The sequence below is a fragment of the Clostridium sp. C105KSO13 genome, from assembly GCF_001517425.1.
Classification (GTDB): Bacteria; Bacillota; Clostridia; order Lachnospirales; family Lachnospiraceae; genus Muricomes.
Genome location: NZ_FBWL01000170.1, coordinates 224,807 through 248,223, shown reverse-complemented (window position 1 = coordinate 248,223; position 23,417 = coordinate 224,807). Strand labels below are relative to the sequence as shown.

At 43.4% G+C, this 23,417-nt stretch carries 23 protein-coding genes; 8 read left to right on the top strand and 15 right to left on the bottom strand.

All coding sequences use genetic code 11. From position 1 onward, the window contains the following. Window positions 1–23: 23 nt before the first annotated feature. On the bottom strand, window positions 24–755 hold the full coding sequence (locus BN3456_RS13500; protein WP_089984881.1) for a phosphatase: 732 nt from the start codon (window positions 753–755) through the stop codon (window positions 24–26). 93 nt (window positions 756–848) lie between these two features. Between BN3456_RS13500 and BN3456_RS13495 the strand changes: the two genes are divergently transcribed. From BN3456_RS13495 to BN3456_RS13475, 5 genes are all read left to right on the top strand, one after another. After that, window positions 849–1,049: a hypothetical protein gene (locus tag BN3456_RS13495; protein WP_089984880.1), complete on the top strand. Its 201-nt coding sequence runs from the start codon at window positions 849–851 to the stop codon at window positions 1,047–1,049. A gap of 182 nt (window positions 1,050–1,231) precedes the next feature. Then, the gene (locus BN3456_RS13490) at window positions 1,232–2,197 is read left to right on the top strand and encodes a hypothetical protein (RefSeq protein ID WP_089984878.1); all 966 of its coding nucleotides are present in this window, start codon (window positions 1,232–1,234) and stop codon (window positions 2,195–2,197) included. Window positions 2,198–2,357: 160 nt separating this feature from the next. Beyond that, window positions 2,358–3,710: an APC family permease gene (locus BN3456_RS13485; RefSeq protein WP_089984877.1), complete on the top strand. Its 1,353-nt coding sequence runs from the start codon at window positions 2,358–2,360 to the stop codon at window positions 3,708–3,710. A 126-nt stretch (window positions 3,711–3,836) separates the two neighbouring features. Next, window positions 3,837–4,835: an ABC transporter substrate-binding protein gene (locus tag BN3456_RS13480; RefSeq protein WP_089984875.1), complete on the top strand. Its 999-nt coding sequence runs from the start codon at window positions 3,837–3,839 to the stop codon at window positions 4,833–4,835. Between the two features lie 258 nt (window positions 4,836–5,093). Continuing rightward, window positions 5,094–5,684, top strand: coding sequence for a hypothetical protein (locus BN3456_RS13475; RefSeq protein WP_141654525.1), 591 nt, complete (start codon window positions 5,094–5,096; stop codon window positions 5,682–5,684). A gap of 53 nt (window positions 5,685–5,737) precedes the next feature. Here BN3456_RS13475 and BN3456_RS13470 read toward each other — a convergent pair whose 3' ends face one another. The 5 genes from BN3456_RS13470 to BN3456_RS13450 all read right to left on the bottom strand — a co-directional run bounded on the left by BN3456_RS13470 (window position 5,738) and on the right by BN3456_RS13450 (window position 9,053). Continuing rightward, window positions 5,738–6,064 (bottom strand): DUF2325 domain-containing protein, encoded by a 327-nt coding sequence (locus tag BN3456_RS13470; RefSeq protein WP_089984871.1) that lies wholly within the window; start codon window positions 6,062–6,064, stop codon window positions 5,738–5,740. Between the two features lie 10 nt (window positions 6,065–6,074). After that, window positions 6,075–6,215 carry a FeoB-associated Cys-rich membrane protein gene (locus BN3456_RS13465; RefSeq protein ID WP_089984869.1) on the bottom strand — a complete coding sequence of 47 codons (141 nt, stop codon included), beginning with the start codon at window positions 6,213–6,215 and terminating at the stop codon, window positions 6,075–6,077. A gap of 58 nt (window positions 6,216–6,273) precedes the next feature. After that, window positions 6,274–8,460: a ferrous iron transport protein B gene (feoB, locus tag BN3456_RS13460; protein WP_089984867.1), complete on the bottom strand. Its 2,187-nt coding sequence runs from the start codon at window positions 8,458–8,460 to the stop codon at window positions 6,274–6,276. Between the two features lie 142 nt (window positions 8,461–8,602). After that, window positions 8,603–8,824 carry a FeoA family protein gene (locus tag BN3456_RS13455; protein ID WP_089984865.1) on the bottom strand — a complete coding sequence of 74 codons (222 nt, stop codon included), beginning with the start codon at window positions 8,822–8,824 and terminating at the stop codon, window positions 8,603–8,605. Window positions 8,825–8,837: 13 nt separating this feature from the next. Next, on the bottom strand, window positions 8,838–9,053 hold the full coding sequence (locus BN3456_RS13450; RefSeq protein WP_089984863.1) for a FeoA family protein: 216 nt from the start codon (window positions 9,051–9,053) through the stop codon (window positions 8,838–8,840). 214 nt (window positions 9,054–9,267) lie between these two features. On the opposite strand from BN3456_RS13450, the gene BN3456_RS13445 reads away from it, so the two are divergent. After that, complete coding sequence (locus BN3456_RS13445; protein ID WP_089984861.1) at window positions 9,268–9,648, top strand: metal-dependent transcriptional regulator; 381 nt, start codon at window positions 9,268–9,270, stop codon at window positions 9,646–9,648. Further along, the gene (locus BN3456_RS13440) at window positions 9,645–9,950 is read left to right on the top strand and encodes a hypothetical protein (RefSeq protein ID WP_089984859.1); all 306 of its coding nucleotides are present in this window, start codon (window positions 9,645–9,647) and stop codon (window positions 9,948–9,950) included. Before BN3456_RS13445 ends, BN3456_RS13440 begins: the two co-directional genes overlap by 4 nt. A 304-nt stretch (window positions 9,951–10,254) precedes the next feature. Here the strand turns inward: BN3456_RS13440 and BN3456_RS13435 are convergent, their stop codons facing one another. The 9 genes from BN3456_RS13435 to ssnA form a co-directional block, all read right to left on the bottom strand. Next, window positions 10,255–10,602, bottom strand: coding sequence for a winged helix-turn-helix domain-containing protein (locus BN3456_RS13435; protein WP_089984857.1), 348 nt, complete (start codon window positions 10,600–10,602; stop codon window positions 10,255–10,257). Between the two features lie 52 nt (window positions 10,603–10,654). Continuing rightward, window positions 10,655–11,725, bottom strand: coding sequence for a sulfate/molybdate ABC transporter ATP-binding protein (locus tag BN3456_RS13430; RefSeq protein ID WP_242862884.1), 1,071 nt, complete (start codon window positions 11,723–11,725; stop codon window positions 10,655–10,657). Between the two features lie 4 nt (window positions 11,726–11,729). Continuing rightward, the gene (gene modB, locus BN3456_RS13425) at window positions 11,730–12,404 is read right to left on the bottom strand and encodes a molybdate ABC transporter permease subunit (RefSeq protein WP_089984855.1); all 675 of its coding nucleotides are present in this window, start codon (window positions 12,402–12,404) and stop codon (window positions 11,730–11,732) included. Between the two features lie 37 nt (window positions 12,405–12,441). Continuing rightward, window positions 12,442–13,251 carry a molybdate ABC transporter substrate-binding protein gene (gene modA / locus BN3456_RS13420; RefSeq protein ID WP_347458063.1) on the bottom strand — a complete coding sequence of 270 codons (810 nt, stop codon included), beginning with the start codon at window positions 13,249–13,251 and terminating at the stop codon, window positions 12,442–12,444. 125 nt (window positions 13,252–13,376) lie between these two features. After that, window positions 13,377–15,932 (bottom strand): selenium-dependent xanthine dehydrogenase, encoded by a 2,556-nt coding sequence (gene xdh / locus BN3456_RS13415; protein WP_089984851.1) that lies wholly within the window; start codon window positions 15,930–15,932, stop codon window positions 13,377–13,379. 27 nt (window positions 15,933–15,959) lie between these two features. Next, window positions 15,960–17,336, bottom strand: a complete 1,377-nt coding sequence (gene yqeB, locus BN3456_RS13410; protein WP_089984849.1) for a selenium-dependent molybdenum cofactor biosynthesis protein YqeB — start codon at window positions 17,334–17,336, stop codon at window positions 15,960–15,962. Next, complete coding sequence (gene yqeC, locus BN3456_RS13405) at window positions 17,333–18,088, bottom strand: selenium cofactor biosynthesis protein YqeC (RefSeq protein ID WP_089984847.1); 756 nt, start codon at window positions 18,086–18,088, stop codon at window positions 17,333–17,335. The genes yqeB and yqeC overlap by 4 nt, the downstream gene beginning before the upstream one ends. A 6-nt stretch (window positions 18,089–18,094) precedes the next feature. Next, the gene (gene ygfK, locus BN3456_RS13400) at window positions 18,095–21,088 is read right to left on the bottom strand and encodes a putative selenate reductase subunit YgfK (RefSeq protein WP_089984846.1); all 2,994 of its coding nucleotides are present in this window, start codon (window positions 21,086–21,088) and stop codon (window positions 18,095–18,097) included. Window positions 21,089–21,163: 75 nt separating this feature from the next. Then, the gene (gene ssnA, locus BN3456_RS13395; protein ID WP_089984844.1) at window positions 21,164–22,495 is read right to left on the bottom strand and encodes a putative aminohydrolase SsnA; all 1,332 of its coding nucleotides are present in this window, start codon (window positions 22,493–22,495) and stop codon (window positions 21,164–21,166) included. A gap of 274 nt (window positions 22,496–22,769) precedes the next feature. Here ssnA and BN3456_RS13390 point away from each other — a divergent pair, with 274 nt between their 5' ends. Further along, entirely contained in the window at window positions 22,770–23,417 is a 648-nt protein-coding gene (locus BN3456_RS13390) for a helix-turn-helix transcriptional regulator (protein WP_089984842.1), read from the top strand.

Here is a 23,417-nt window from a genome sequence, read left to right as displayed (position 1 = left end):
TATTGAATTTTAGCACACTAAACTTATAAAGTCCACCTTTTATAGAGATTTAAATATGGTTTCAGCTTTTCAAATTCTGTTGTTACAACCAGCCCTTCCGGGAAATTGCAATGTTTCAGAATCTTCTCAATATTAGAGAAATTTCCCGCGTCTACATCCACATGAGCATCACTTCCCGTCGTAACCGGCACTTCATACTGCTTACACAGGTCAAGCAATATCAGCATATTTTCCCGGGTGTTCTGCCGGGAACTTTGAGGACGCAGTGAAGAATTATTCAGCTCCAGCAGTGTATTTGTCTCCTTTGCAGCTTTGACCAACACTTCATAATCTATGGGGAAACGTCCGTCATCCGGATGTCCTATAATATTCACATATGGTTTCTTCATAGTTTCCACATAAGCCTTTGTTACTGCTTCGACTGTGGGTTCTTCCTGAAAACACGGAGTGTGCATACTGGCGACAACGATATCCAGTTCTTTGCATAATTTTTCAGACAAATCAACATTTCCTTCGGAGTCTATAATATTCAATTCAGTGCCAAAAAGCATCTGCAGTCCGTTTATTTCCCTAGGAACCACATCAAGATTCTGAAAATAATATAAATGACATGTGCCGGGCATTTCCGGAGCATGTTCCGTCAATGCAAGTGCCTGCAGCCCTTTTTTAGCTCCCGCAGCTGCCATCTCACGGATTGTACTGTAGGCATGCCCACTGGCCAGTGTATGTGCATGGGTGTCTGCGATAAAGTTCATTCTATCCCTCTTTTCCATTTTCTACTAAGTATACCATATTTTTCGCAGAATACAATTTTTACATAGGTAAATACTATTTCTGAGGTGAGATTCATGATGGATAATAAAAAAAATCAAAAAATAATTGATGATTATGACTATTTATCAAATGCAGCATCGTCCATGGACTGTACAGGTCTGATTCCTTCCGCACCTTTAAGTGATGCAGAACTGGAATCCTATAACGATCTGTACCAATACCAGACTCCTGCAGCCAAAGGGAAAAAATCCAGACAAGACGGTTCTGTAGAATGATTCCCCTCAAGATAATACTTTAATAGTATTATAGTGTTTCCCAGGAAAAGCATCGCCATTCTGAATATGGCGGTGCTTTTCGACATAGTATGTCAAAATATTGCATTTTTTCATTGTCCTTAGACAGACAAGATGCTATAATAAAGCCATTAAAAGCATCAGAGAAAGAGAGGAATGCATAAATGAGATGTCCGAAATGCGGAAAAGATGTAGAATTGCAGAAAAGACAAGTAGGCGTTGATGCGAATGGAAAGCCTGTCTTTAATGAATATGCCGTCTGCAGAGATTGTAAAAAGCAGTGGAATTTAGACAAACAAAGAGCAAAAAAAGCAGCAGAGGCAGCTGCTTCTAATCATAAAGGAACCCTGGTAAATTCAGTGAAGAATGAACCAAAAGCAGAGCCAAAAAAGAAAGTCATTGCTCCCAAAGAAGAAAAGCCCGCTTCCGCGTCAGCTCCCGCTCCGGAACATTCCGGCCGGACCCAGAGTTATGGGAATATCCCACCGGAAAAGGTGAGAAAAAAAAGAGAAAAAGCTATGAAGCAAAATTATGAAGATATGCTTGCATCCGACCCACGGAAGAGAACTGCCAAGAGCAAAAGGCCGGCAGATACCCCAAGCATCACTCCCAAGAAAAAAGCAGCGTCCTCCCAGCCCGCAGCTTCCCGGAAGAAGGCAGTTTCACAGCCCTCTGCCAAGAGTGCTGAAAAAAGGGGAAAGCCGAAGCCCAGATTCAAGATTTTACGTATTATTTTTGGTATTGTTTCCATTATTGCCTTTGGACTTTTTACATATAAAGGGTTACTCGCAGGATTGAATAATATTTCATCCGGAAACAACTCCTCCTCCGGACTTACTTATATCATACTTGCACTGTGTATGCTTGTGTCCGGACTGCTTCTTTTTATTATGAGAACAAAGCGTACAATTTTTGCTTTTATACTGCCCATGCTTTTCTATATCGGAGGTGCTGTGTGTGCATTTCTTAGACGTGGAAATGAACGGTGGCTATTATTCGGTGCACTTGCCGGTCTATTTCTTGCAGTGGTATTCCTCATTTTAACCATTGCTTCAAGATCAGGAAATAACAATTACGAATATGATGATGATTACGATGATCCCTTTGAAGAGGATCATGATAATTATTAACTATATTTTTAAATTGGGAGTCCGAAGAAGTATGTTATTTCGGGCTCCCGTTTTTGCTTTTTTATAGAAACAAAAACTTGATGAAATTTATCTAAATCTATGAAAAAATTAACATTGATTCTGTCAATCTAAATCATGGAGGAATTGGAGGGCTTGATTTATGGAACCGAAATTAGAAAAGAGATACGGTTTTTTCACAGTTGTTGCAATGGTTATCGGGATCGTTGTCGGCAGCGGTGTATTTTTTAAAGCAGAAAAGATTTTGACCGCCACAGGGGGGAATTTAAAACAGGGGATTGCTGCCTGGCTGATTGGCGGTGTCATTATGATTTCCTGTGCATATACTTTTGCCGTTATGGCAACCAAATATCAATATGTAAATGGTCTGGTGGACTATGCCGAGGCCACAGTTGGAAAGAAATATGCATACTATATTGGCTGGTTTATGTCGATTATTTATTATCCTGCAATTACCTCCGTGCTGGCGTGGGCATCTGCACGTTATACCTGTGTACTCCTGGACTTTCCTATTGCCGGAGGAGAATGTATGACGATTGCATGCCTTTACCTGGTGGCAAGTTTTGCATTAAATGCCTTGTCCCCTGTTCTTGCCGGAAAATTTCAGGTGAGTACGACAATCATTAAACTGATCCCACTTTTTTTAATGGCAGTCGTGGGTACAGCTATTGGAATTCACAGTGGAATGACAAATTATAATTTCACCCACTATGTCTCACAAAGTTCCTCCAATGGCCTGTTTACCGCAGTCATTGCAGCAAGTTTTGCATATGAGGGCTGGATCATTGCAACCAGTATCAACGCAGAATTGAAGAATGCAAAAAAGAATCTTCCGCTTGCTTTAATAACGGGTACTTTTATCATTATGGCTGTTTATATACTGTACTATATAGGTATAGCCGGGACAGTTGAAAATGAAGTCATGATGGCAAACGGTGAGACAGGGGCGAAGATGGCATTTCAGACTGTTTTTTCCTCCTTGGGCGGCACAGTGCTGTTTGTGTTTGTTGTTATTTCATGCCTGGGTACTTTGAACGGACTGATGATGGGCTGTACCCGCGGAATTTATTCCATTGCGGCAAGAGGCCTTGGACCAAATCCCAGGGTGCTCAGCCATATAGATTCCACCACCAACATGCCGGTAAACTCCGCGATTGCAGGAGTACTTCTCTGTGCAATCTGGCTGTTCTACTTTTTCGGTGCTAATCTGACTGATACATGGTTCGGATTCTTTACCTTTGATTCTTCCGAATTGCCCATTGTTACAGTTTACGCTTTGTACATTCCTATTTTTCTTATGTTTATGAAAAAAGGAAAAGATGTTAACTTTTTCAATCGTATAATTATGCCATGCATATCTCTGGCAAGCTGCGTATTTATGGTAATTGCAGCCTGCTTTGCACACGGAACCGCTGTAATTGCTTTTCTAATCGTATTTGCGGTTGTTATGGCGGCAGGAGCCATAATAAATCACAAGCCGAACAAGACCTATTAAGTTCTCTTCCACAAGAACCTCGGATGACAAAATCTGAGGTTCTTTTTTATATAGCAGGAAATGCCGAACCAATTTATAAGTTTTTCATATATTATTAGGAGATAAACAGCTTATGGGAGGAATCTTATGAAGAAGCGGCTATTTGCAGCGCTGCTTTCAGTAGTGATGGTTATCGTACTGTCTGCCTGCGCTTCACAGGAAGATAAAAAGGAAATGGTGGATATTACCTTAAACGAGGTAGCTCATTCCATTTTCTATGCGCCTATGTATGTAGCCATTGAAGAGGGTTATTTCGAAGAACAAGATATTAACCTTACTCTAATCTGCGGTTTCGGTGCCGATAAGACTATGACTGCCGTGATCTCAGGCGAAGCAGACATTGGATTTATGGGCTCTGAAGCATCCATTTATACTTATAATGAAGGCGCAAAGGACTATGTCGTTAACTTTGCACAGCTCACACAGCGAGCAGGAAACTTTTTTGTTGCCAGAGAAAAAATGCCGGACTTTTCCTGGGATGACATCAAAGGCAGCACTGTTCTGGGTGGAAGAAAAGGCGGAATGCCTGAGATGGTATTCGAATATATACTAAAACAGAACGATATTGATCCTGCTGCAGATTTGGAAATCAATCAGAGCATTGACTTTGGTTCAACTGCTGCTGCATTTTCAGAAGGAAAAGGCGATTATACAGTCGAATTTGAGCCAGGAGCCACTTCTCTGGAATCTGAAGGCAAGGGTTATGTTGTTGCCTCTCTCGGGGAGGACAGTGGTTACGTACCATACACGGCCTACAGTGCAAAACAAAGTTTTATAGACAAAAACCCTGCTATCATTCAGAATTTTGTCAATGCTCTCCAAAAGGGGATGGATTATGTACAGTCCCATACTCCGGAAGAGATTGCAAAGGCCATTGAACCACAGTTCCCTGAGACGGACCTTGACACTATTACGAAAATTGTAACCAGATACTATGATCAGAAAACCTGGAAAGACAATTTAGTGTTTGAGGAAAGCAGCTTTGACCTTCTTCAGGATATTCTGGAAAGTGCAGGAGAACTGGATTCACGTGCACCCTATAAAGATTTAGTAGTCACAAAATTTGCACAGAAGGCAATAAAATAGAACCACAGCCTGCATCATATAAAGGGCACTGTTCCGTAGATATTCTTCTGCGGAACAGTGCCCTTTTATATAATTGGTTTATTCCCAAAAATAACATAAGCAAACCAGCCAATCACCGAGGCTCTGATTAACTACAGCCAGGGTTTTACAACAATCTAATAATTAATATTATTATTTTAGGTTTTCAGATATAAAGTCAAAGTTCGGTATTTTTTCATATAATAATATAGAAAAGATAAAAGCATGGTATGGTAAGAAATGAATAATGATAATAGAGGCACAACCACTCAGCATGGCAGCATTATGGTTGTAGAGAATGCTCTGGTGGAATCTACCTACAGTGCTGTAGATGAAAACAGTTATGTTCTGATTTCCTATATTAGTCCTGGAATAAGCTTGATGCAGTTTATTGAACTTTTGAGGTTGAATATAAATAGAAACACCGTGATTCTAGATTCCGACGGTTCTCCCACAGATATGAATGCTATTCATAAAGGCATGTACGTGGATGCAATATACTCTCCTGTTAAGACTCGAAGCGATCCACCCCAGTCAAACGCCTTTTTAATATTAATAAAGAAAGACCATCTGTCTTCACTGACATATACTATGGATCAGATTGCCCAGGTGGATATTGAGAATAATTATCTTTGTGTCGGGAATCCTCAGGATATCAAAAAATGCATAAAATTTACAGTAAATGAAACGACTTTTATAAGAGATCAAGCCGGAAACCCCACCGATATCCACTATTCCAAGGCCGGACAGAATGCCAGAGTTATCCATGCTGTCCTGGATAAAGATAGCGATCCCCTGGAAACTGTGGCACTTTATATACAGCTAATATAAAAAGAAGGCCGTCTGCAGATATAAGCTGCAGACGGTCTTCTTATGTTCCTGATCTATGCTCTTAACCTGGCCTTTTCACAGCTTGCACAGCCCTCGCACCCTGAACAAACGCTGCACAATATTTCTTCAAGTGCACTCCGACTGCTTGTGTGGGATCTTAGGACCTCCGCGTTACAACGCCCTGCTTCTTCCACTGCACATCTTACCATTTTATGTGAAACTGTATTGGTAAAAAGTATGATTACATCCGGACTTCCTATCTGTTTGCCTAGACTTGCAGACATCTGGGTAAACACTTTAGCTTTGCATCTATATTGCTTGCAGAGCTTTTTATATTGACATACCATGCGGTCATGTCCTCCGATTATTACTACACTCATATGGGCCTCCTTATCGCTCGCAGTGTCCTCCGCAATTTCCACAATCTCCGCCGCATTGAAGAGATTTTCCGTTCTTCTTGTCATGCACCATTTTGCGGATGATTAATGCGACTATTCCTGCAAGAACTGCTCCCACTATAACTGTTCCCATAAAATCCGCCTCCTTTCACTGCAAACTATTTTCACCTCAGGTATACTCTCAATGCCGATCACTGTTTTAACTGCGCTGCACCTTTCAGTTTGACTTTGAAAGTATTGCCCTCTTTATATGGTCTGATCAGCAGATAAATAAACCCGATAATTAGTATAATTGCTGCAGCCATTCCTATACCAAATTTTCCTGTTGTTATAAATGTGCCAGCCTGATATACACACAATGAGACTACATATGCCAGTATAGTCTGATAGCCTATAGCTGTCCAGAACCATTTTGTACTATTCATTTCTCTCTTGATAGCTCCCATGGCTGCGAAGCAAGGTGCACACAAAAGATTAAATACTAGGAACGAATATGCGGAAATCTGAGTCATGCTGCCTGCAAGAGAACCCCAAATCTCGTTTCCTTCTTCTCCCACTTCTGCAAAACCATACAGGATTCCAAATGTACCGACCACATTTTCCTTTGCTACCAGACCGGTGATAGCCGCAACTGCCGCTTTCCAGTTTCCCCAGCCAAGCGGAGCAAATATCCATGCAAACGTTCTTCCTATCCTTGCCAGTATGCTGTGATCTAGTTCCACCACATCCAACATTCTGAACTTTCCGTCAATCCAGCCAAAGTAGGATGTAAACCAAACAACGATTGTAGAAAGGAGGATGATTGTTCCTGCCTTTTTAATAAAGGACCAGCCCCGCTCCCACATGCTGCGGAGTACATTTCCTACTGTGGGCAGATGATATGCCGGGAGCTCCATAACGAAAGGTGCCGGATCTCCTGCAAAAAGCCTTGTTTTCTTCAAAATAATTCCTGAGCAGATGATTGCTGCGATTCCTACAAAATAAGCACTTGGCGCAACCCAGGGTGCTCCATTAAACAATGCACCTGCAATGAGACCAATGATTGGAAGTTTAGCGCCACAGGGAATAAATGTGGTAGTCATAATTGTCATTTTTCTGTCTCTTTCATTCTCAATGGTACGGGACGCCATAATACCGGGAACGCCGCATCCGGTTCCAATCAGCATGGGAATAAAGGACTTTCCTGAAAGTCCAAATTTTCGGAAGATCCTGTCCATAATAAATGCGACTCTGGCCATGTATCCACAACCCTCAAGGAATCCGAGGAAAATAAACAATACCAGCATCTGCGGCACAAATCCCAACACAGCTCCCACACCGGCTATGATACCATCCAGAATCAGGCCCTCCAGCCACGGTGCAACACCGATTGCTTCCAGCAGATTGCCTGCAAGTACAGGGATTCCGGGGACTGTGCGTCCGAAAAAGCTCCAGCTGTCTCCGAACAGACCGTCATTTGTCCAGTCTGTCACCCAGGTTCCTACGGTTGTTACTGAAATATAATATACAATAAACATAACAAGTGCAAAAATCGGAAGCGCCAGAAAACGGTTCGTAACTATTCGATCAATCTTATCGGAAATCGTCATCTGTTCTTTTCTGTTCCTGGTATAACACTTATCTATAATAGATGTAATGTAAACATATCTTTCATTTGTGATAATACTTTCTGTATCATCATCCATTTTTGTTTCTATTTCATCAATTTCCTTCGTTACATCCGGAACAACTTTCATCTGTTCAGATATCTTGTCATCCTTCTCCAGAAGTTTAATTGCAAAGAACCGTTTCTGGTAATCTGGAACATCACTCCCCAGCTTTCCCTCCACAGCATACAGTACACTCTCTACTTCCGGTGCAAATGTATGTACCGGTAGAGATGTCTTCTTTTCGTTTGCTACAGCAACCGCCTTTTCAGCAGCATTCCGAATTCCAGTACCCTTTAAAGCTGAAATTTCTACAACTTCACAGCCCAGTTTCTTGGAAAGCTTATCAATATATATCTTGTCACCGTTCTTTTCCACTATGTCCATCATGTTAACTGCCATGATAACCGGGATTCCCAGTTCCATCAACTGCGTTGACAGATAAAGATTCCTCTCAAGATTTGTTCCATCTACGATATTCAGTATTGCATCGGGCCTTTCATTGATCAGATAATTTCTTGCGACCACTTCCTCCAGAGTATAAGGTGAAAGCGAATAAATTCCGGGGAGATCTGTTATGACAACACCCTTGTTTCCCTTAAGTTTTCCTTCTTTCTTTTCCACCGTAACACCGGGCCAGTTGCCAACAAACTGATTGGATCCGGTCAGTGCATTGAACAAAGTGGTCTTTCCACTGTTCGGATTTCCTGCAAGCGCAATTTTAATAGCCATCTTTCTTTTCTCCTCCTAAAACAGCTCTCATATATTCGAGCTGCTAATATTCAAACCCAATATTCTGATTAGATCTTTCTAATTCTAATTAGATTCCTCTAACTCCCTTGTAAAAAGTTGATGCAGAAATATTCTCTTTGGTCTATTCGACCTGAATCATTTCTGCATCTGCTTTTCTTACAGATAATTCATATCCTCTCACTGTTATTTCCATGGGATCTCCCAGGGGTGCTACCTTTCTTACAAAAACATCTACTCCCTTTGTAATTCCCATATCCATGATACGTCTCTTTATGGGCCCTGCTCCGGTCAGCCTGGTTACCTTGACCGTCTGCCCGCACGAAATGTCTTTTAATGTCTTCATTATTTCATCCTCCCTAGACAACCATGATTTTATTTGCCATGTCTTTACCAATGGCCACCCTGGATTCTTTTACATTGACTATCATATTTCCACCCGTTATAGAAACGACTGTGACAATCGCCCCTTCAACAAAGCCTAAATTTTTCAGGAATCTTTTGATTTTATCTTTTCCTCCGACCCTGCGGATTTTGTTTGGTTCTCCTTCTTTTACCATTGTCAATGGCATCATGTCTCATCTTCTTTCGATTAGTTGATAATTGTTTTCACTATTTTCTGTCTATAGTTAGTATATGCTAACATGTTGCAATTGTCAAGTAACCCTTTAGAAAAATTTTATAGTTTTTACCGATCATACTGCCACAATATATTTGCCCAAACTCTGCAAATATGGTACCATAGCGTTAGCAAATATTTGTATTTTTTTGAAATTGAGGTGAGTACTTATGAAAACAACTGAATCCGCTGAAAATTATCTGGAGACTATTTTAATACTAAGCAAGCTGCATCCCACTGTGCGCTCTATAGATATAGCCGAAGAGATGGGTTTCAAAAAGTCTAGTGTCAGCGTAGCGATGAAAAATCTCCGTGAGAAGGATCATATCGTCGTATCTAAGGAAGGATTTATTACCCTCTCAGATACAGGAAGAGAAATTGCGGAAATGATTTATGAGCGCCACGAATTAATCAGTAAGTGGCTGGTGGCACTCGGAGTGGATAAAGACACTGCAGTTGCTGATGCCTGCCGGATGGAACACATCCTCAGTAAGGAAAGTTTTGAAGCCATTAAGAAGCATATAGCAGAGTCAGGAGTCGCCATATCATGATAGATAAGAAACTGATTCCCATAGGGGGTCTGAAAAAGGAACCATTCTCCGGCTGCCATGGCGGTATGCGATACTATTTTAAAGTGGATGACAACAAAGAGACATTCACATTGACAGTATATCCTGAACCCTGGTCTTTTGAAAACACCCCCGACTCTGAGAAAGAATCCTCTGCATTCCCAATGTCCGATGAGGGGATGGATTCCGCAGTAGAATGGCTTCGTAAGATGTATGAAGAAAAGAAGGGAAAATGGCAGGACAGTGCAAAAAACAGTATGCATATTGTTAACAAAAAGCAGTAAGACTGCGCTTCATATTCCTTTAAGAATTTTAATAAAGAATTCCAGATATTGACACAATACCTTCACAATTGTCTGGTATGATTTGTTTATAGACAACAGAAGACAATGGCCGCAGATGCGGCGGCGCATCAGTGGTCATTGGACTTCGCCTAACGTATATAACCATTCTGATAAGCCATCGCTTTGTTTACCGAAGTCCACATAATATCGATCTCCTTTGTATTATGATTTTCAGCAGCATTTTCTAATTATACATGAATCGACGTTTAAAATCCACTAAATCCTGAGTATGGAACTCTTCCATTTAGTCGTAAGGCAAATACTCGGGAAAATATTCTTCAAACGCAGTCTCTGCATAAGCATTGACCTGCTTCTCCATCTGCCGGAATCTGGTTACCAGTGACTCTCCTTTTTCTGTCAGTTCACATTTGCCGCCTCTGCTGCCCCCGTGCTGCCTGACAAGCAAGTCATATCCCAGCTCTCTCTCTGCTCTGTTTACAATTTTCCAGCCTTTACTGTATGACATTCCCATCTCAGCACAGGCCCCTTTCATCGAATCCGCCCCTCTAAGGAACTCCAGCAGAGTGATCAAACCGGGACCGCATACCAGTTCTTCATTATATATTTTCAGCTGTATAAACGGATGAAACATAACCCCACCTTCTTTACATGTGTTCTGCAGATCCCGCTTATATTCTTATCTGTCACTTCAAAAGCAGAATCTTGTTTTGATCCACCCACACTTTCTCCGGTATATGTTCTTTTCCCCTCTCCTGCTTCATCCACAGATTCCCTTTTGGATTTTCTTTGTTCTGAAACAGCAGGGTCCATTCAAAGGGTGCCTTTGTCATGCCACAGGGATACACCGGAATAACATTCTCACGGCGATCATCATTCACATCTACGGGGACGAAATCGTGGGCTCTTATTCCTATATAGGATAACTGTTCGGGCAGCTCTCTGTCAATGTAAAATTCGGTCCCCCAGTCGATTGCCCGAATCTTTTGAGGCCCTACACGCTCTGCTTTGGAAATGTTTTTGCACCCTGTCAGTCTTGCCGCCTGCATATAGCGAGGCTGATCAAAGAGCTTTTTTGTCTCCTCAAAAATGATATTTGAACCGTCCCCCATAATCATGGTGTGTGAGCATAATTTATAAATTTCATCTCTGTCGTGACTGACAATGATGCTGCATCCAGAAAAGGCCTTCAGTCTATTGCCCATCTCTATCTGAAGCTCCTCTCTCAGATAGCTGTCCATCGCCGAAAATGGCTCATCCAAAAGCAGAATATCCGGCCGTGATGCCAGTATCCGTGCCAATGCCGTTCTCTGCTGCTGGCCGCCGGAAAGCTTTACCGGATATTGATTCTCCAGACCTTCTAAGTGAAATTGTTCTATAAGGACTTTCACCTGTTCCCGGACACTGTGTCTGAGTGTTCTGTGTTTCTTATTCTTCTCTTGAGTATGACGGATTCCCGCAGAAATATTTTCTGCCACTGTCATGTTGGGGAACAGTGCATAATTCTGAAACAGATAACCCACTTTTCTTTTCTGGGGTGTCAGATTAACCTTTTCACCGCTGTCATAAAATACAGTTCTTTCCGTCTCAATCTTTCCTGAATCCGGAGTGACAATTCCCGCTATTGTTTTCAGCGTCATACTTTTTCCGCATCCGGAGGCTCCCAGTATGCCAAGGCATCCTTCCTCCATATCAAAATTCATCTGTAAATCAAAATTCTTTAGTTTTTTTCTGAAATCTGCCCGTAACTTTTTCACCTGGTTACCTCCGGTTATATCTCTGATATACATAAGTAACATAATTCATGCCTGTCACCACCAAAAAAGAGAATACAACTAAAATCAATACATACTGGTATGCTCCCTGCATGTCCCCGGCTGCTACTTTAGAGTAAACAGCAAGAGGAAGGGTCTGAGTCTTTCCTGCTATATTTCCTGCAATCATGGCTGTAGCGCCAAATTCTCCAAGTCCCCTGGCAAAGGAGAGAATTCCTCCGGAGAGAATTCCAGAGAGAGCATTGGGAAACAATATCTTCCAGAATATACTCCATTCAGACATTCCTAATGTTCTCCCCGCATAAAGCAGATTTGGATCTACCTGCTCAAAAGCTCCTCTTGCAGAACGATACATCATGGGCAAGGACATTACAACAGCTGCCAGTACCGTGGCAGACCATGAAAATGCAATCTTCGCTCCAAAGAAATTTAAAAAAAACTTTCCCAGCGGCCGCTTCACCCCAAATACATAAAGCAGGAAAAATCCCGCAACCGTAGGCGGCAGGACAAGAGGAAGGGTAAGCAATCCATCGCAAATCATTTTCATTTTTTCATGTTTCATGTTTACCACCCAGTACGCAAACGCTATTCCCGCAAAAAAAGTAAAAACAATAGCTGCAGAGGCGGTCTTCATTGATATAAGTATTGGTGAAAAATCCATCTTACCCTCCGTATTTATTGGAAGCCAAACTGTCGCCTTATTTATTTCGGATAAATCCGTAATCTTCAAAAACAGCAATTGCTTCATCGGTTCCCAGAAAATCCACAAATTTCTGTGCAGCTCCTTTATTCTTAGACGCTGTCACTACACCTACCGGATAAACTGCAGGTTCGGCAAGACTGTCCTTAGGTGCCTCTGCTATTACTTTTACCTTTTCTGTAGTTGCCGCGTCTGTGGCATATACGATCCCTGCCTCTGCACTTCCTTCAGCCACCTGGTTCAACACTTCGGTTACGTTTGTTCCCAGACTCGCCTTTGCAGATATTTCATCCCAAAGACCTAAGTTTGTCAAAGCTTCCTGGGAATACTGGCCTACAGGCACGCTGGCGGGATCACCTATTGCAACAGTCTGTACTTTCGTGATATCCGTAAATTCTTTCAAATCTAATGTGGAATCTGCTGCGGTGATCAGTACAATTTTGTTTTCCAGAAGATCTACAACCGTATCCTTGTCCATCAAACTTTCGTCAATCAGTGCATCCATCTGTTTTACTGCCGCTGACATAAATACATCTGCTTCAATACCTTCTTCAATCTGGGTCTGCAGCTTTCCCGAGCTGTCATAGGTTCCTGTCACTGTAATATTTGGATTTTCCTTTTCGAACATCGGGATCAGCTCGTCCTCATAAGAATACTGCAGACTGGCTGCAGCCGCAACCATCAAAGCTGCTGCCTTTGTATCATCTGCTTTACTTGCTCTCTTTTCTGAGCCGCAACCTAAGACTAATGCTCCTGTCAAAGCTGCTGTTAACAATACACTTCCCACTTTTTGAGTTTTTCTCATCATTTTTCTCCTTAAGTTTTATAAATCTATTATACTCCAAGTTGTTTTTAAGCACAACTCGAAAACAATAAATAAAATCTGCCGGGTGAAAATTTATAAGTAATCATATTTTCATCTGGCAGATTTTATTATTTTTTCTTACTATAAGGAGTTCCTTTCAAAGGAAGTATTGTCTGAAATTCTCCGTTCAATTTATAGTATGCCCCTGCAACAGCCGGTGCTGTGGGAATAGATGTAATTTCTCCAATCCCTATTGCCCCATAGCCTACATCAATGCCTGGTTTTTCTATGATAATAGGTTCTAACTCCGGCACCTTATCTGCCCTAAAGAGGCCTAAAGTACCAAATCTGGATACAGGGTACCCGTCCTTTATCTCATATTTTTCTGTAAGAGCAAATCCAAGGCTCATAACAACTCCACCCTCAATCTGACCCTCTACACTGATTGGATTAACCGCCTTTCCCACATCATGTGCCGCAATTATTTTCTTGATGGTACCGTCCTCATTTAGAACACAGAGCTGCGTTGCGTATCCATATGCCACATGTGATACCGGGTTTGGTACATCGGCTCCCATTTTATCTGTCTTCGCAAGGTATTCGCCATAGAATTCTTTTTCTTCCAGCTCTTCCAGTGTATGATTCTTAAGCTCCGCTTTCAGCAATTCTGATGCGCGTTTTGCCGCCTCTCCGGTTATCAGCGTCTGACGTGAACCGGAAGTAGTCCCCGCATCCGGTGCCTGGGCAGTATTCGGAAGGCAGTATTTAATCTTATCGATTGAAACACCCACTGTCTCGGAAACCACCTGGATAAGAACTGTTCCAAGTCCCTGTCCGATACAGGATGCACCTGCATGAATCTCGATTTTTCCGTCACGAATCAGCAGGCGGCAGCGTCCCCAGTCAGGGATTCCAACACCCACACCGGCATTTTTCATGGCGCAGCCAATACCCACATAAGGCTCACTTTCACAGATATCTTTTACAGCTTCCAGAGTCTCCACAAATCCTGTGGAAGCATCGGCAATCTGTCCGTTGGGAAGCACCTGTCCGGGACGAATTGCATTGCGGTAACGAATTTCCCAGGGTGAAATTCCTACCATCTCTGCCAGCAGATCCAGATTGCGCTCGGATCCGAAGCAGGTCTGGGTCACTCCGAAACCTCTAAAAGCTCCTGCCGGCGGATTATTTGTATACACTGCTTTTCCGTCGATATCAATTACCTGGAAATTATAGGGTCCTGCGGCATGTGTGCAGGCTCTCTGCAATACAGGGCCGCCAAGAGACGCATAGGCACCTGTATCTGAAACAACAACAGCTTTCATAGCCGTCAGATACCCGTTTTCATCACAAGCCGATGTAATATCCATCCACATAGGATGACGTTTCGGATGGACTACAATACTCTCCTGCCTAGAGAATTTTACTTTTACAATTCTTTTTGTCAGATATGCGACCAGAGCTGCAAGGTGCTGCACACTGGCATCCTCTTTTCCTCCAAATCCGCCGCCTATCAGTTTATTTTCTACAATGACTTTTTCCGCCGGAAGCCCCAGCATAAGTGAACATTCATGCTGTATGTCGTACGTACTCTGGTCCGTGGAATATAGGAACACACCGTCATCAAAAGGCATTGCCACCGAACACTCGGGCTCCAGAAAAGCATGTTCCGTCCAGGGCGTTTCATAGTGTTTCGTTACTTTATATTTTGATTTTGCTATTACCTCGTCTGCATTGCCCCTGACCAGATGCTCGTGGGCCAGGACATTTCCTGTAGAATGTACTAAAGGCGCATCCTCTTTCATTGCCTCAAATGGATCTAACACTGGTTCAAGCACTTCATAATCCACTTTTATGAGATTCTTTGCCTTCTCCAGAATCTCCGGTGTCTCGGCGGCAACCAGACAGATGGCATCGCCCAGATAGCGGGTTGTCTTTCCCACTGCAATCATGGTATCCCAGTCATGCTTCAGATGACCTACCTTTACACTGCCTGGAATATCCTCCGCTGTAAAAATACCGATTACACCGTCCAGAGCCTTTGCTTCCTCCGAATGGATTGCCAGTACTTTTGCCCTTGGATATTCTGAACGTACCGCACTTGCATATATCATGCCGTCCAGATAAATGTCATCTGGATATTCACCTGTACCCAGCACTTTCTCTTTGGCATCAATCCTCAAAATCGCATCGCCTACCGCAACAACACCTTCAGCTTCTTCTACAGGAAGGTCATCCCGCAAAATTTTTGCACTTAAAAGAATGCCGTCAATAATCTTCTTGTACCCTGTGCAGCGGCAGATGTTATTGCGGATTGCTGCAATTACCTCCAGCCGTGTGGGATCAGGATTCACATCGACCAGACCCTTAGCACACATTACCATACCCGGGATACAAAATCCACACTGTACAGCTCCCGCTTTGCCGAAAGCATAGGCGTATACTTCCTTTTCTCTGTCACTTAAGCCTTCCACTGTTACAATTGATTTTCCCTCCAGCTTGGAAATCATGGGAATGCAGGCCCGGGTTGTCTTTCCATCTATAAGGACTGTACAGGTACCGCAGGCTCCCTGACTGCAGCCGTCTTTTACTGATGTAAGGTGGAGATCATCCCGCAGGAAACGCATGAGCTTTTTATCCTGTTCGACCTGATAGTCCTTTCCATTTACATGAACCTTAAACATTTGTTACCTCTCTTTCTTGAATAAATTCTACTCTCTGTAATCTAAATCAGAAATATCACTTATATAATCAATATCCTGAAGTTCTTTTGCATGGGCTTCTACATATCGGATTTTATCAGGAATTTCGGCCATAATCTGTTTTCCGCCGTTATCACCGGAAAGGGCCATTAATTTGGGGAAAAACGTTTTATCCCAGAGAACGGGATTTCCCGGTCTTCCCTGATGCGCTGTACATATAATCCGCCCTTTGTGCAGACCGGCTGAATTCAACAGCCTTTGTATTGTAGCCGGATGCAGATTGGGCTGATCACTTACAGAAAACAAAACTCCCTGTATATTCGGGTTTTCATCGAGACAGGCTTTCAAGCCCAGCTGAATGGAATGGGAAATTCCAAGTTCCGGCTCCCGGTTTATCACTGGGCACATCCCCATCTCTTCTGCTCTTGTTTGGATTTCATGGTACCCTGTTACAACAAACCTTTTACAACCCCCAAATCCCTTCAGGCATTCTAATGTATGTGTATACAGCTGTTTGCCTGAAACTGCGGCGAGCAGCTTATTCTCTTCGCCAAAACGCATACTTCTTCCCGCTGCCAAAACTACAATTGCATATTTATTTCGGATATTTGCAAAGCCTGTGACTGCCTCCAGAACTCCGCCTCCAATGGACCTTGCCTTATCGGAAATTGTAAAACAGTGAAACTTTTCACAGCGGGCATCAATGTCCCCAATCTTCAGATCCTTCCACACCTGTACACCGGATTGCAGCATCCCCCGGACAATACCACTCATTTGGGCATACACTTCCTGCCCCCCGGTTACAGCCACAACCTGTCCTTTTTCTACCATATCACCAATAGAGGCTTTAGGTTCCATGCGTCCGTTCCCACTGGCGCGGATCAGGCGCTCTGTTGTAAAGCCTCCTATATTTCCCGGAACACCGGTATTTGGAATGGCACTGCCGTCATACGACACCGTGCCTAAAGTATGCCCTCTTTTCGTCTCCACCACGCAATGGCAATCCACGCCGGCGGTAAATCCGGGCCCTACTCCAATAACAAAAGGAGCATCTGTCATTCTTGTCCCAAGATTTTTCTTGGCAAGGATGGCATCTACAACAACATCCGGTTTGTATTCCTGTGCAATCTCTGCCCTTTCATCCACAATAATCGGTATGTCCCCGTCCTGTATAACTGCATTGACTTCCTCCATAGAATGCACAAGGATCCCCGTCATATCCTCCACCTCTGCCTGTCCTTCATAGACAGCTCTGGAAAACGCAACCATTCTGCGCACCGTCAGGGGAACTGCTATCTCTGTCATTATAATCTGGTGTCCGCCGTGATAGAGGCGTGAGGCAATGCCGGTTGCCAGATCCCCGGCACCTCTGATTAATATTCTCATTTTTTTGCCTGTCCTTCTCTCGCTGTCACCGTCAGCTTCATTTTACCTATTTCTTCAGAAAGCCTGCAGATGGTAAGAGCAGCTTCTTCTCTTTTAGGCGTATCTGCCTTATTTAAAACAACCTGGTATGACATAGAAGAGGTGATCCCCTTTTGTCCCGCCAGGTTGTTAAATGCCAATCTAACAATATCCTTTTCTGTAACCAGGTCGGTTTCTTTTTTTTCGAGCAGCTTTAAAGCAATATCTGCCCGAAAACATATTTTTTCAAAAGTTTTCCCTAAAGCATCCAGTCCATATACATTTACTACATGTGTCGTTTCCGAAAGTATTACCGGTTCATGGTCTGCCGGAACTTTCAGTGGAAGTCGTCTGGCGCCGTCCGCCTCTATCAGAACCGGACAGCCCAGACTTATGATTTGATGCAGTAACTCTGGAGAAGGTGCACGCATCTTACCTGCCTCATTCGGACGGCCAAGCCATGCCATACCTTCCCGTTTAAGCGTTTCCTTTACTTCCTCCAGGGAGGAGGTCAGCAGAAAGCAGGGGCGATCCTCCGCCATCATATGTGTCGTTGTTGTAACGATGACAGGGATTCCTTTTTGCCTGTACTCTTCTGCCGCTTTTTTGATCGTTGTTGTTTTTCCTCCTGCCCCCACCACGGAAACAACCGGTCTTTTTAAATTCTCCAGCCCCAGTGCATCAAGCAGAGAGGGCCGGTCTTTCAAAATGCCTTTCTGATATGTTTTTATCATTGTCTCTTACATTAAATAGAATGAATACTCTCGAACTACAGTTTCCATCAGCTGCTGAAGTCCGACGGGAAGTTTTGTCTCCTCGCCTTTTGTCCATGTAAAGATATCTCCCAGGTATCTGACCTGACATGTAAGTTTATCCGCATTCAGCACTGCAAAGCCTTCGTTTGTACTGTCTTGCATGTCTTCTGCTTTTGCAAACAATGTAAACTTATCTTTATACGGAGCATTCAGATATGGACAGAAACTTTCACAATTACCGCATTCGTTGCACATGTAATCTATGTGAATAATCTGATGCTGGAGCATTCCCGGAACTTTAATGGAAACATTTGCACGGTTTGGACATACCTCCACACAGTTTTCACAGATACTGGAGCAGGAAATACAGCGCTCTCCTTCTTCTTTTCCTGTCTGCGTAACTTTCAGGATGCCCTCCTTTGCGTAAACCTGTTCCTCCGGCGCCTGAATGTGCTGGTTTTTGGAGAGAACTTTTCCGATAATTGCCTCTGCCGCTCTTTTTCCGTCACGGATGCCTTCTACAATGGTGGCAGGACCGCCGAGGCCGTCACCTGCAACATAGACATCGTCTACATTAGTCTCATTTGTTTCTTCATTTACAAGAGCTTTTCCCCGCTCATTTACGTTGATTCCATTTGCCTGATAGAATTCTGTTTCCACTTTCTCGCCCACTGCAACAACAACTGTATCTGCCGGTACTTCCCGGGTTTCATCCGTCTCGATTACACCTCTTCTGCCGGAAGCATCGTAGTCCCCAAGCCTCATGACTTTGCATGTGAGAACTCCGTTTGCCAGTTTGACCGGTGAAAGCAGTTCTTTAAACTCTACACCGTCCTCAAGTGCCATGATTAACTCTTCCTCGTCAGCCGGCATAAAGCGTTTTGTTCTTCTGTACACAAGAGAAGAAGTTTCTACGCCCCTGGTCATCTTTGCTGCTCTTGCAGCATCCATTGCCGTGTTTCCGCCGCCGATGACAACCACATGTTTTCCCGCTTCAAAGTTTCCGTCTGTCTCTTTGAATTTTGTAAGGAACTCAATTGCATTTACAGTCTCGCCTTCCTCCAGATTTAATGTGCCGGGTTTGGATGCACCGATTGCAAGGATTATGGAGGTATAGCCTTTATCCTGCAGTTCCTTTACACTTTCTATCCTTGTATGATACTGCACATCCACGCCCACAGCATCTATAATTGCCGCATCTTTGTCGATGGCTTCTTTTGTCATTCTAAATCCGGAGATGACATGGCGAGGTACACCGCCCAGAGAGTCATGCTGCTCAAACAGCGTAACTTCCATTCCTGCTCTTCTCAGGAAATATGCTGCTGCCATGCCGGCCGGGCCGCCGCCCACAACTGCCGCTTTTCCTTTTTTTGTTATAGGAGCCGGGGTAACTTTCTTAATCCACGCATCATAGCCGTTCTCTGCCGCTACTAGTTTCACGTTCCGGATATGTACCGGATCTTCATAAAAATTGCGGGTACATTTTGTCATACAATTGTGTGCACAGATTGTTCCTGTAATAAACGGCAATGGGTTTTTATCCGTGATGACTTCCATGGCCTCTTCGTACTTGCCTTCGCTTGTAAGCCTCAGATATTCCGGAACATCCTGGTTGATCGGACATCCGTCTTTACATGGGGCGATAAAACAGTCTAAAAGAGGCAGTTTTCTTTCTACCTTACGGGTCGGAAGAGGCTTGATTGCTTTTACATGATGAGGATTAACCTTTGCATCATCGGCCAGCTTCTGAGACGCTTTTGCGCTGACACCTTCAAATGCAGCATGCTCTGTCTGTGTTTCTTTTGCAATCTGAAGAAATCTTTCATACCCGCCGGGCTTGAGCACTGTCGTTGCCAGTGTAACAGGCCAGATTCCCGCGTCCACAATTCCTTTGACATTGAAATAATCCGCGCCGCCTGAGTAGGAAATACGAAGCTTTCCGTCAAATTCTTTTGCAAGCTTTGCAGCCAGAGTAATAGACAACGGATACAGTGATTTTCCAGACATATACATCTCTTCACTGGGCAGCTCATTCTGCTTTACGTCTACCGGGAATGTGTTTGTGATTTTAACACCAAATTCCAGGTTCCTCTCTTCACAGACTTTCATGAGGCGTGTAAGCATCGGCACTGCATCTTCATACTGTAAGTCGTCTTTGAAATGGAAATCACCGAACGCGATATAGTCGTATCCCATCTCATCCATTGTCTTTCTGGCAAATTCATAGCCTAATAATGTGGGATTACATTTAATGAAGGTATGAAAACCTTTTTCTGTAATCAGATACATGGCTATTTTCTCGATCTCTTCAGGGGGACATCCGTGCAGAGTCGAAATTGTCACAGAATTACAGATATCAGACTGGATATTCTCAATATCCTCCTTCGTGATCTTCTGAAATTTCTCCACATTATCCAGCAGATACTGCTTGCAGGAGCGGAAAATTTCGGAATCCTTTGCTTCCTTCATTGTATTTAAGAAATTGTCAATCTTCTCAGACTTAATTCCTTCCAGGTCATATCCCACACTGATGTTGAACTGGAATCCATCCATACTACCAAGACCAAATTCCTTTGAAATAACTTTCAGCAAGAACCATGCTTTGATGTACTCTTCCATAGCCTGGGGAACATAAAGTTCCGTAGACCACTCGCAGTTATAGCACTCGTCTACTGCTGCGATACAGGGTTTGTTTACACAGGCTGCCAGTTCGGCACCATCCATAACCTGAACTGTCTTCAGTTCAAAGAAGCGGCTTCCTGTATAGTAGGCTGCCACCACGTTCTGAGCAAGCTGCGTGTGAGGACCTGCTGCAGGTCCCACCGGTGTTTCAAGAGGACGTCCGAAGATGGTCCTGTTATATTTTTCATCTACATGGTATGCATGATGTTCTCCAAATACCGTGCCGTGGTTCTTGTGTTCCTCTAAAATCCAATCTACTAATTGCCCGAAAGAAATCGGGGTCATAATATCACTCATTGTGTATCCTCCTATATTATCTGAATATTCTGAAAGTGGACCGCAAAAGGGTCTGACCCCTTTTATCGCCCCCTTTTATCCATTGATTCTTTTCGCCAGGGCGCCCGCTGCCTGTCTGCAGTCTGCCATTACTTTTGCTTCATCAATGTGCTGCAATTCACGGTCTTTCATGAGAACCTTTCCATTGGCCACTGTTGTTACTACATCTCTTCCGTTCATGCCAAACAGGATGTGCCCGTTGCAGTTGTCTGCTCCAAAGGGAGTCAGGGGATCGTAGTTCATTACGATAACATCTGCTGCGGCGCCTTCTTCCAAAACTCCAAGTTTTTGCTTAAAATAGCGGTTTGCGATCTGCGGATTTCCTTCAAAAAGCATCTGGGGAACTTCTGACCATGCGGCCCCTGCATCACATAAATGATGTTTGTGAAGGAGATTTGCAACTTTCCAGGACTCCAGCATGTCGTGAGTATATCCGTCCGTGCCCAGGCCGGTAACGATTCCTTTGTGTACGATCTCCATTGTCGGAGGGCATCCGCAGGCATTGCCCATGTTGGATTCAGGGTTGTGCACGACCATACTGTTTGTGTCTTTTATCAAGTCCATCTCATGTTGATTGACATAGATACAATGTCCCAGCAAAGTCTTCTCACCTAATATATTCCAGTCATACAGTCTGTCAATGATTCTCTTTCCGTAATGCTTCAGGCAATGATGTAAGTCTTCAATTCCTTCCGCAACATGGATATGGTATCCAACTCCATCTGGTTTATTTGCAGCTGCCAGTTCCATCGTCTCGTCAGAGATTGTGAACTGGGCATGCATTCCCATCATGCCGGCGATCATTCCTGTGTCGTCTTTTAACGCATGCTTAATGAACTGTGCATTCTCCATAACGGAATCTCTTGCTTTTTCCCTGCCGTCCCGGTCAGAAACTTCATAGCACAGGCAGGAACGGACTCCCGCTTCTTTTGCTGCTTTTTCAATGTGGAACAGAGAATCGCGGATGGAACCGAAGCTTGCATGGTGATCAAAAACAGTTGTCACACCGTTTTTAATGCAGTCGATGTAGGTTGCCATGGCACTTAAATATGTGTCCTCCAATGTAAGGTTCCTGTCGATTGTCCACCACTGCCCATCCAGGATTTCTAAAAAGCCATCTGGGGAGTATCCTTTAATGGAAAGTCCCCTGGCAAAAGCGCTGTAAATATGCTCATGGGTGTTAATAAATGCCGGCATAATCAGCTTTCCCTTTACATCCATAAATTCTGCATCAGGAAAAGCTGCCCGGATATCATTCAGGTCCCCCACCTTCTTAATCGTTGCCCCATCAATAGCTACTGCGCCGTTTTCCAGATACGGATTTTTGACATCTCTTGTAATTACTCTGCCATTACCTAAAATCAGCATACTTTCTTCCTCCTTTTCTTTAGGTTGTCCAACTAGATACCCGCGTATGTGCTGCGCATTTTTAGACTCTTTGAACGACTCTTTTATTGTATTCTACATATACAATAACATTAATATAGCGGGATTGCAATATATTTTCTTAAAAAAAATTAGGCTACCTAAAAATTTTTTAGAAAAAGTATTGATTTAATTTTTTTTTAATGCTATCATGCCTTTAGAAGCAAAAAGTTTTCAGGAAATATCCTGGAGTCCACATATGAAGGAGGCGAACATTTTGGGCCGCAGACTAGACTTATTAAAACAACTTGCCCACGGACTTGCCGTACAATTCGGAAGCTCATGTGAGATTGTCATTCATGATTTAACAAGAAAAGAACTGGAGCATTCTGTTGTCTATATTGAGAACGGATACATCTCCAACAGAAAGCTGGGCGATGGGCCTTCCAGTGTAGTTCTGGAGACATTAAACCGGAAGCCCTCGAAGATTCAGGATCGCCTTTCCTATCTCACCAAGACAGAGGATGGACGTATTCTAAAGTCCAGTACAATGTACATCCGGGAGGATGACGATCATATCGCCTACATTTTTTCCCTAAACTACGACATTACGGCACTGCTCGCTGCCCAGACAGCCATGGGGGCATTAACCGACACAGAATCGGACAAAGATTCCGAATCCGGAAACCGGCAGCCCCAGAAAATCACCCACAACGTGAACGAACTACTAGACATGTTGATTGAACAGGCTCTGGCCCTGGTCGGCAAGCCTGTTGCCCTGATGAATAAGAATGACAAAGTAGCCGTCGTGCATTATTTAAATGACGCTGGGGCTTTCCTGATTACCAAGTCCGGAGACAAAGTTGCTTCACTTTTAGGTATTTCTAAATTTACACTTTACAGTTACATGGACGCAGGCAGGTAA

Excerpts from the sequence above, each read along its gene's own strand:
- BN3456_RS13465 (WP_089984869.1), bottom strand. The coding sequence starts at position 6,215 with ATGGGAACAGTTATAGTGGGAGCAGTTCTTGCAGGAATAGTCGCATTA.
- modA (WP_347458063.1), bottom strand. The coding sequence starts at position 13,251 with ATGATGAGAAAAACTCAAAAAGTGGGAAGTGTATTGTTAACAGCAGCT.
- feoB (WP_089984867.1), bottom strand. The coding sequence starts at position 8,460 with ATGGCTATTAAAATTGCGCTTGCAGGAAATCCGAACAGTGGAAAGACC.
- ygfK (WP_089984846.1), bottom strand. The coding sequence starts at position 21,088 with ATGAGTGATATTATGACCCCGATTTCTTTCGGGCAATTAGTAGATTGG.
- BN3456_RS13480 (WP_089984875.1), top strand. The coding sequence starts at position 3,837 with ATGAAGAAGCGGCTATTTGCAGCGCTGCTTTCAGTAGTGATGGTTATC.
- modB (WP_089984855.1), bottom strand. The coding sequence starts at position 12,404 with ATGGATTTTTCACCAATACTTATATCAATGAAGACCGCCTCTGCAGCT.
- BN3456_RS13435 (WP_089984857.1), bottom strand. The coding sequence starts at position 10,602 with ATGTTTCATCCGTTTATACAGCTGAAAATATATAATGAAGAACTGGTA.
- BN3456_RS13490 (WP_089984878.1), top strand. The coding sequence starts at position 1,232 with ATGAGATGTCCGAAATGCGGAAAAGATGTAGAATTGCAGAAAAGACAA.
- BN3456_RS13470 (WP_089984871.1), bottom strand. The coding sequence starts at position 6,064 with ATGAGTGTAGTAATAATCGGAGGACATGACCGCATGGTATGTCAATAT.
- BN3456_RS13445 (WP_089984861.1), top strand. The coding sequence starts at position 9,268 with ATGAAAACAACTGAATCCGCTGAAAATTATCTGGAGACTATTTTAATA.
- BN3456_RS13440 (WP_089984859.1), top strand. The coding sequence starts at position 9,645 with ATGATAGATAAGAAACTGATTCCCATAGGGGGTCTGAAAAAGGAACCA.
- BN3456_RS13455 (WP_089984865.1), bottom strand. The coding sequence starts at position 8,824 with ATGAAGACATTAAAAGACATTTCGTGCGGGCAGACGGTCAAGGTAACC.
- yqeC (WP_089984847.1), bottom strand. The coding sequence starts at position 18,088 with ATGATAAAAACATATCAGAAAGGCATTTTGAAAGACCGGCCCTCTCTG.
- yqeB (WP_089984849.1), bottom strand. The coding sequence starts at position 17,336 with ATGAGAATATTAATCAGAGGTGCCGGGGATCTGGCAACCGGCATTGCC.
- BN3456_RS13475 (WP_141654525.1), top strand. The coding sequence starts at position 5,094 with ATGAATAATGATAATAGAGGCACAACCACTCAGCATGGCAGCATTATG.
- BN3456_RS13485 (WP_089984877.1), top strand. The coding sequence starts at position 2,358 with ATGGAACCGAAATTAGAAAAGAGATACGGTTTTTTCACAGTTGTTGCA.
- ssnA (WP_089984844.1), bottom strand. The coding sequence starts at position 22,495 with ATGCTGATTTTAGGTAATGGCAGAGTAATTACAAGAGATGTCAAAAAT.
- BN3456_RS13450 (WP_089984863.1), bottom strand. The coding sequence starts at position 9,053 with ATGATGCCATTGACAATGGTAAAAGAAGGAGAACCAAACAAAATCCGC.
- BN3456_RS13495 (WP_089984880.1), top strand. The coding sequence starts at position 849 with ATGATGGATAATAAAAAAAATCAAAAAATAATTGATGATTATGACTAT.
- BN3456_RS13500 (WP_089984881.1), bottom strand. The coding sequence starts at position 755 with ATGAACTTTATCGCAGACACCCATGCACATACACTGGCCAGTGGGCAT.
- xdh (WP_089984851.1), bottom strand. The coding sequence starts at position 15,932 with ATGTTTAAGGTTCATGTAAATGGAAAGGACTATCAGGTCGAACAGGAT.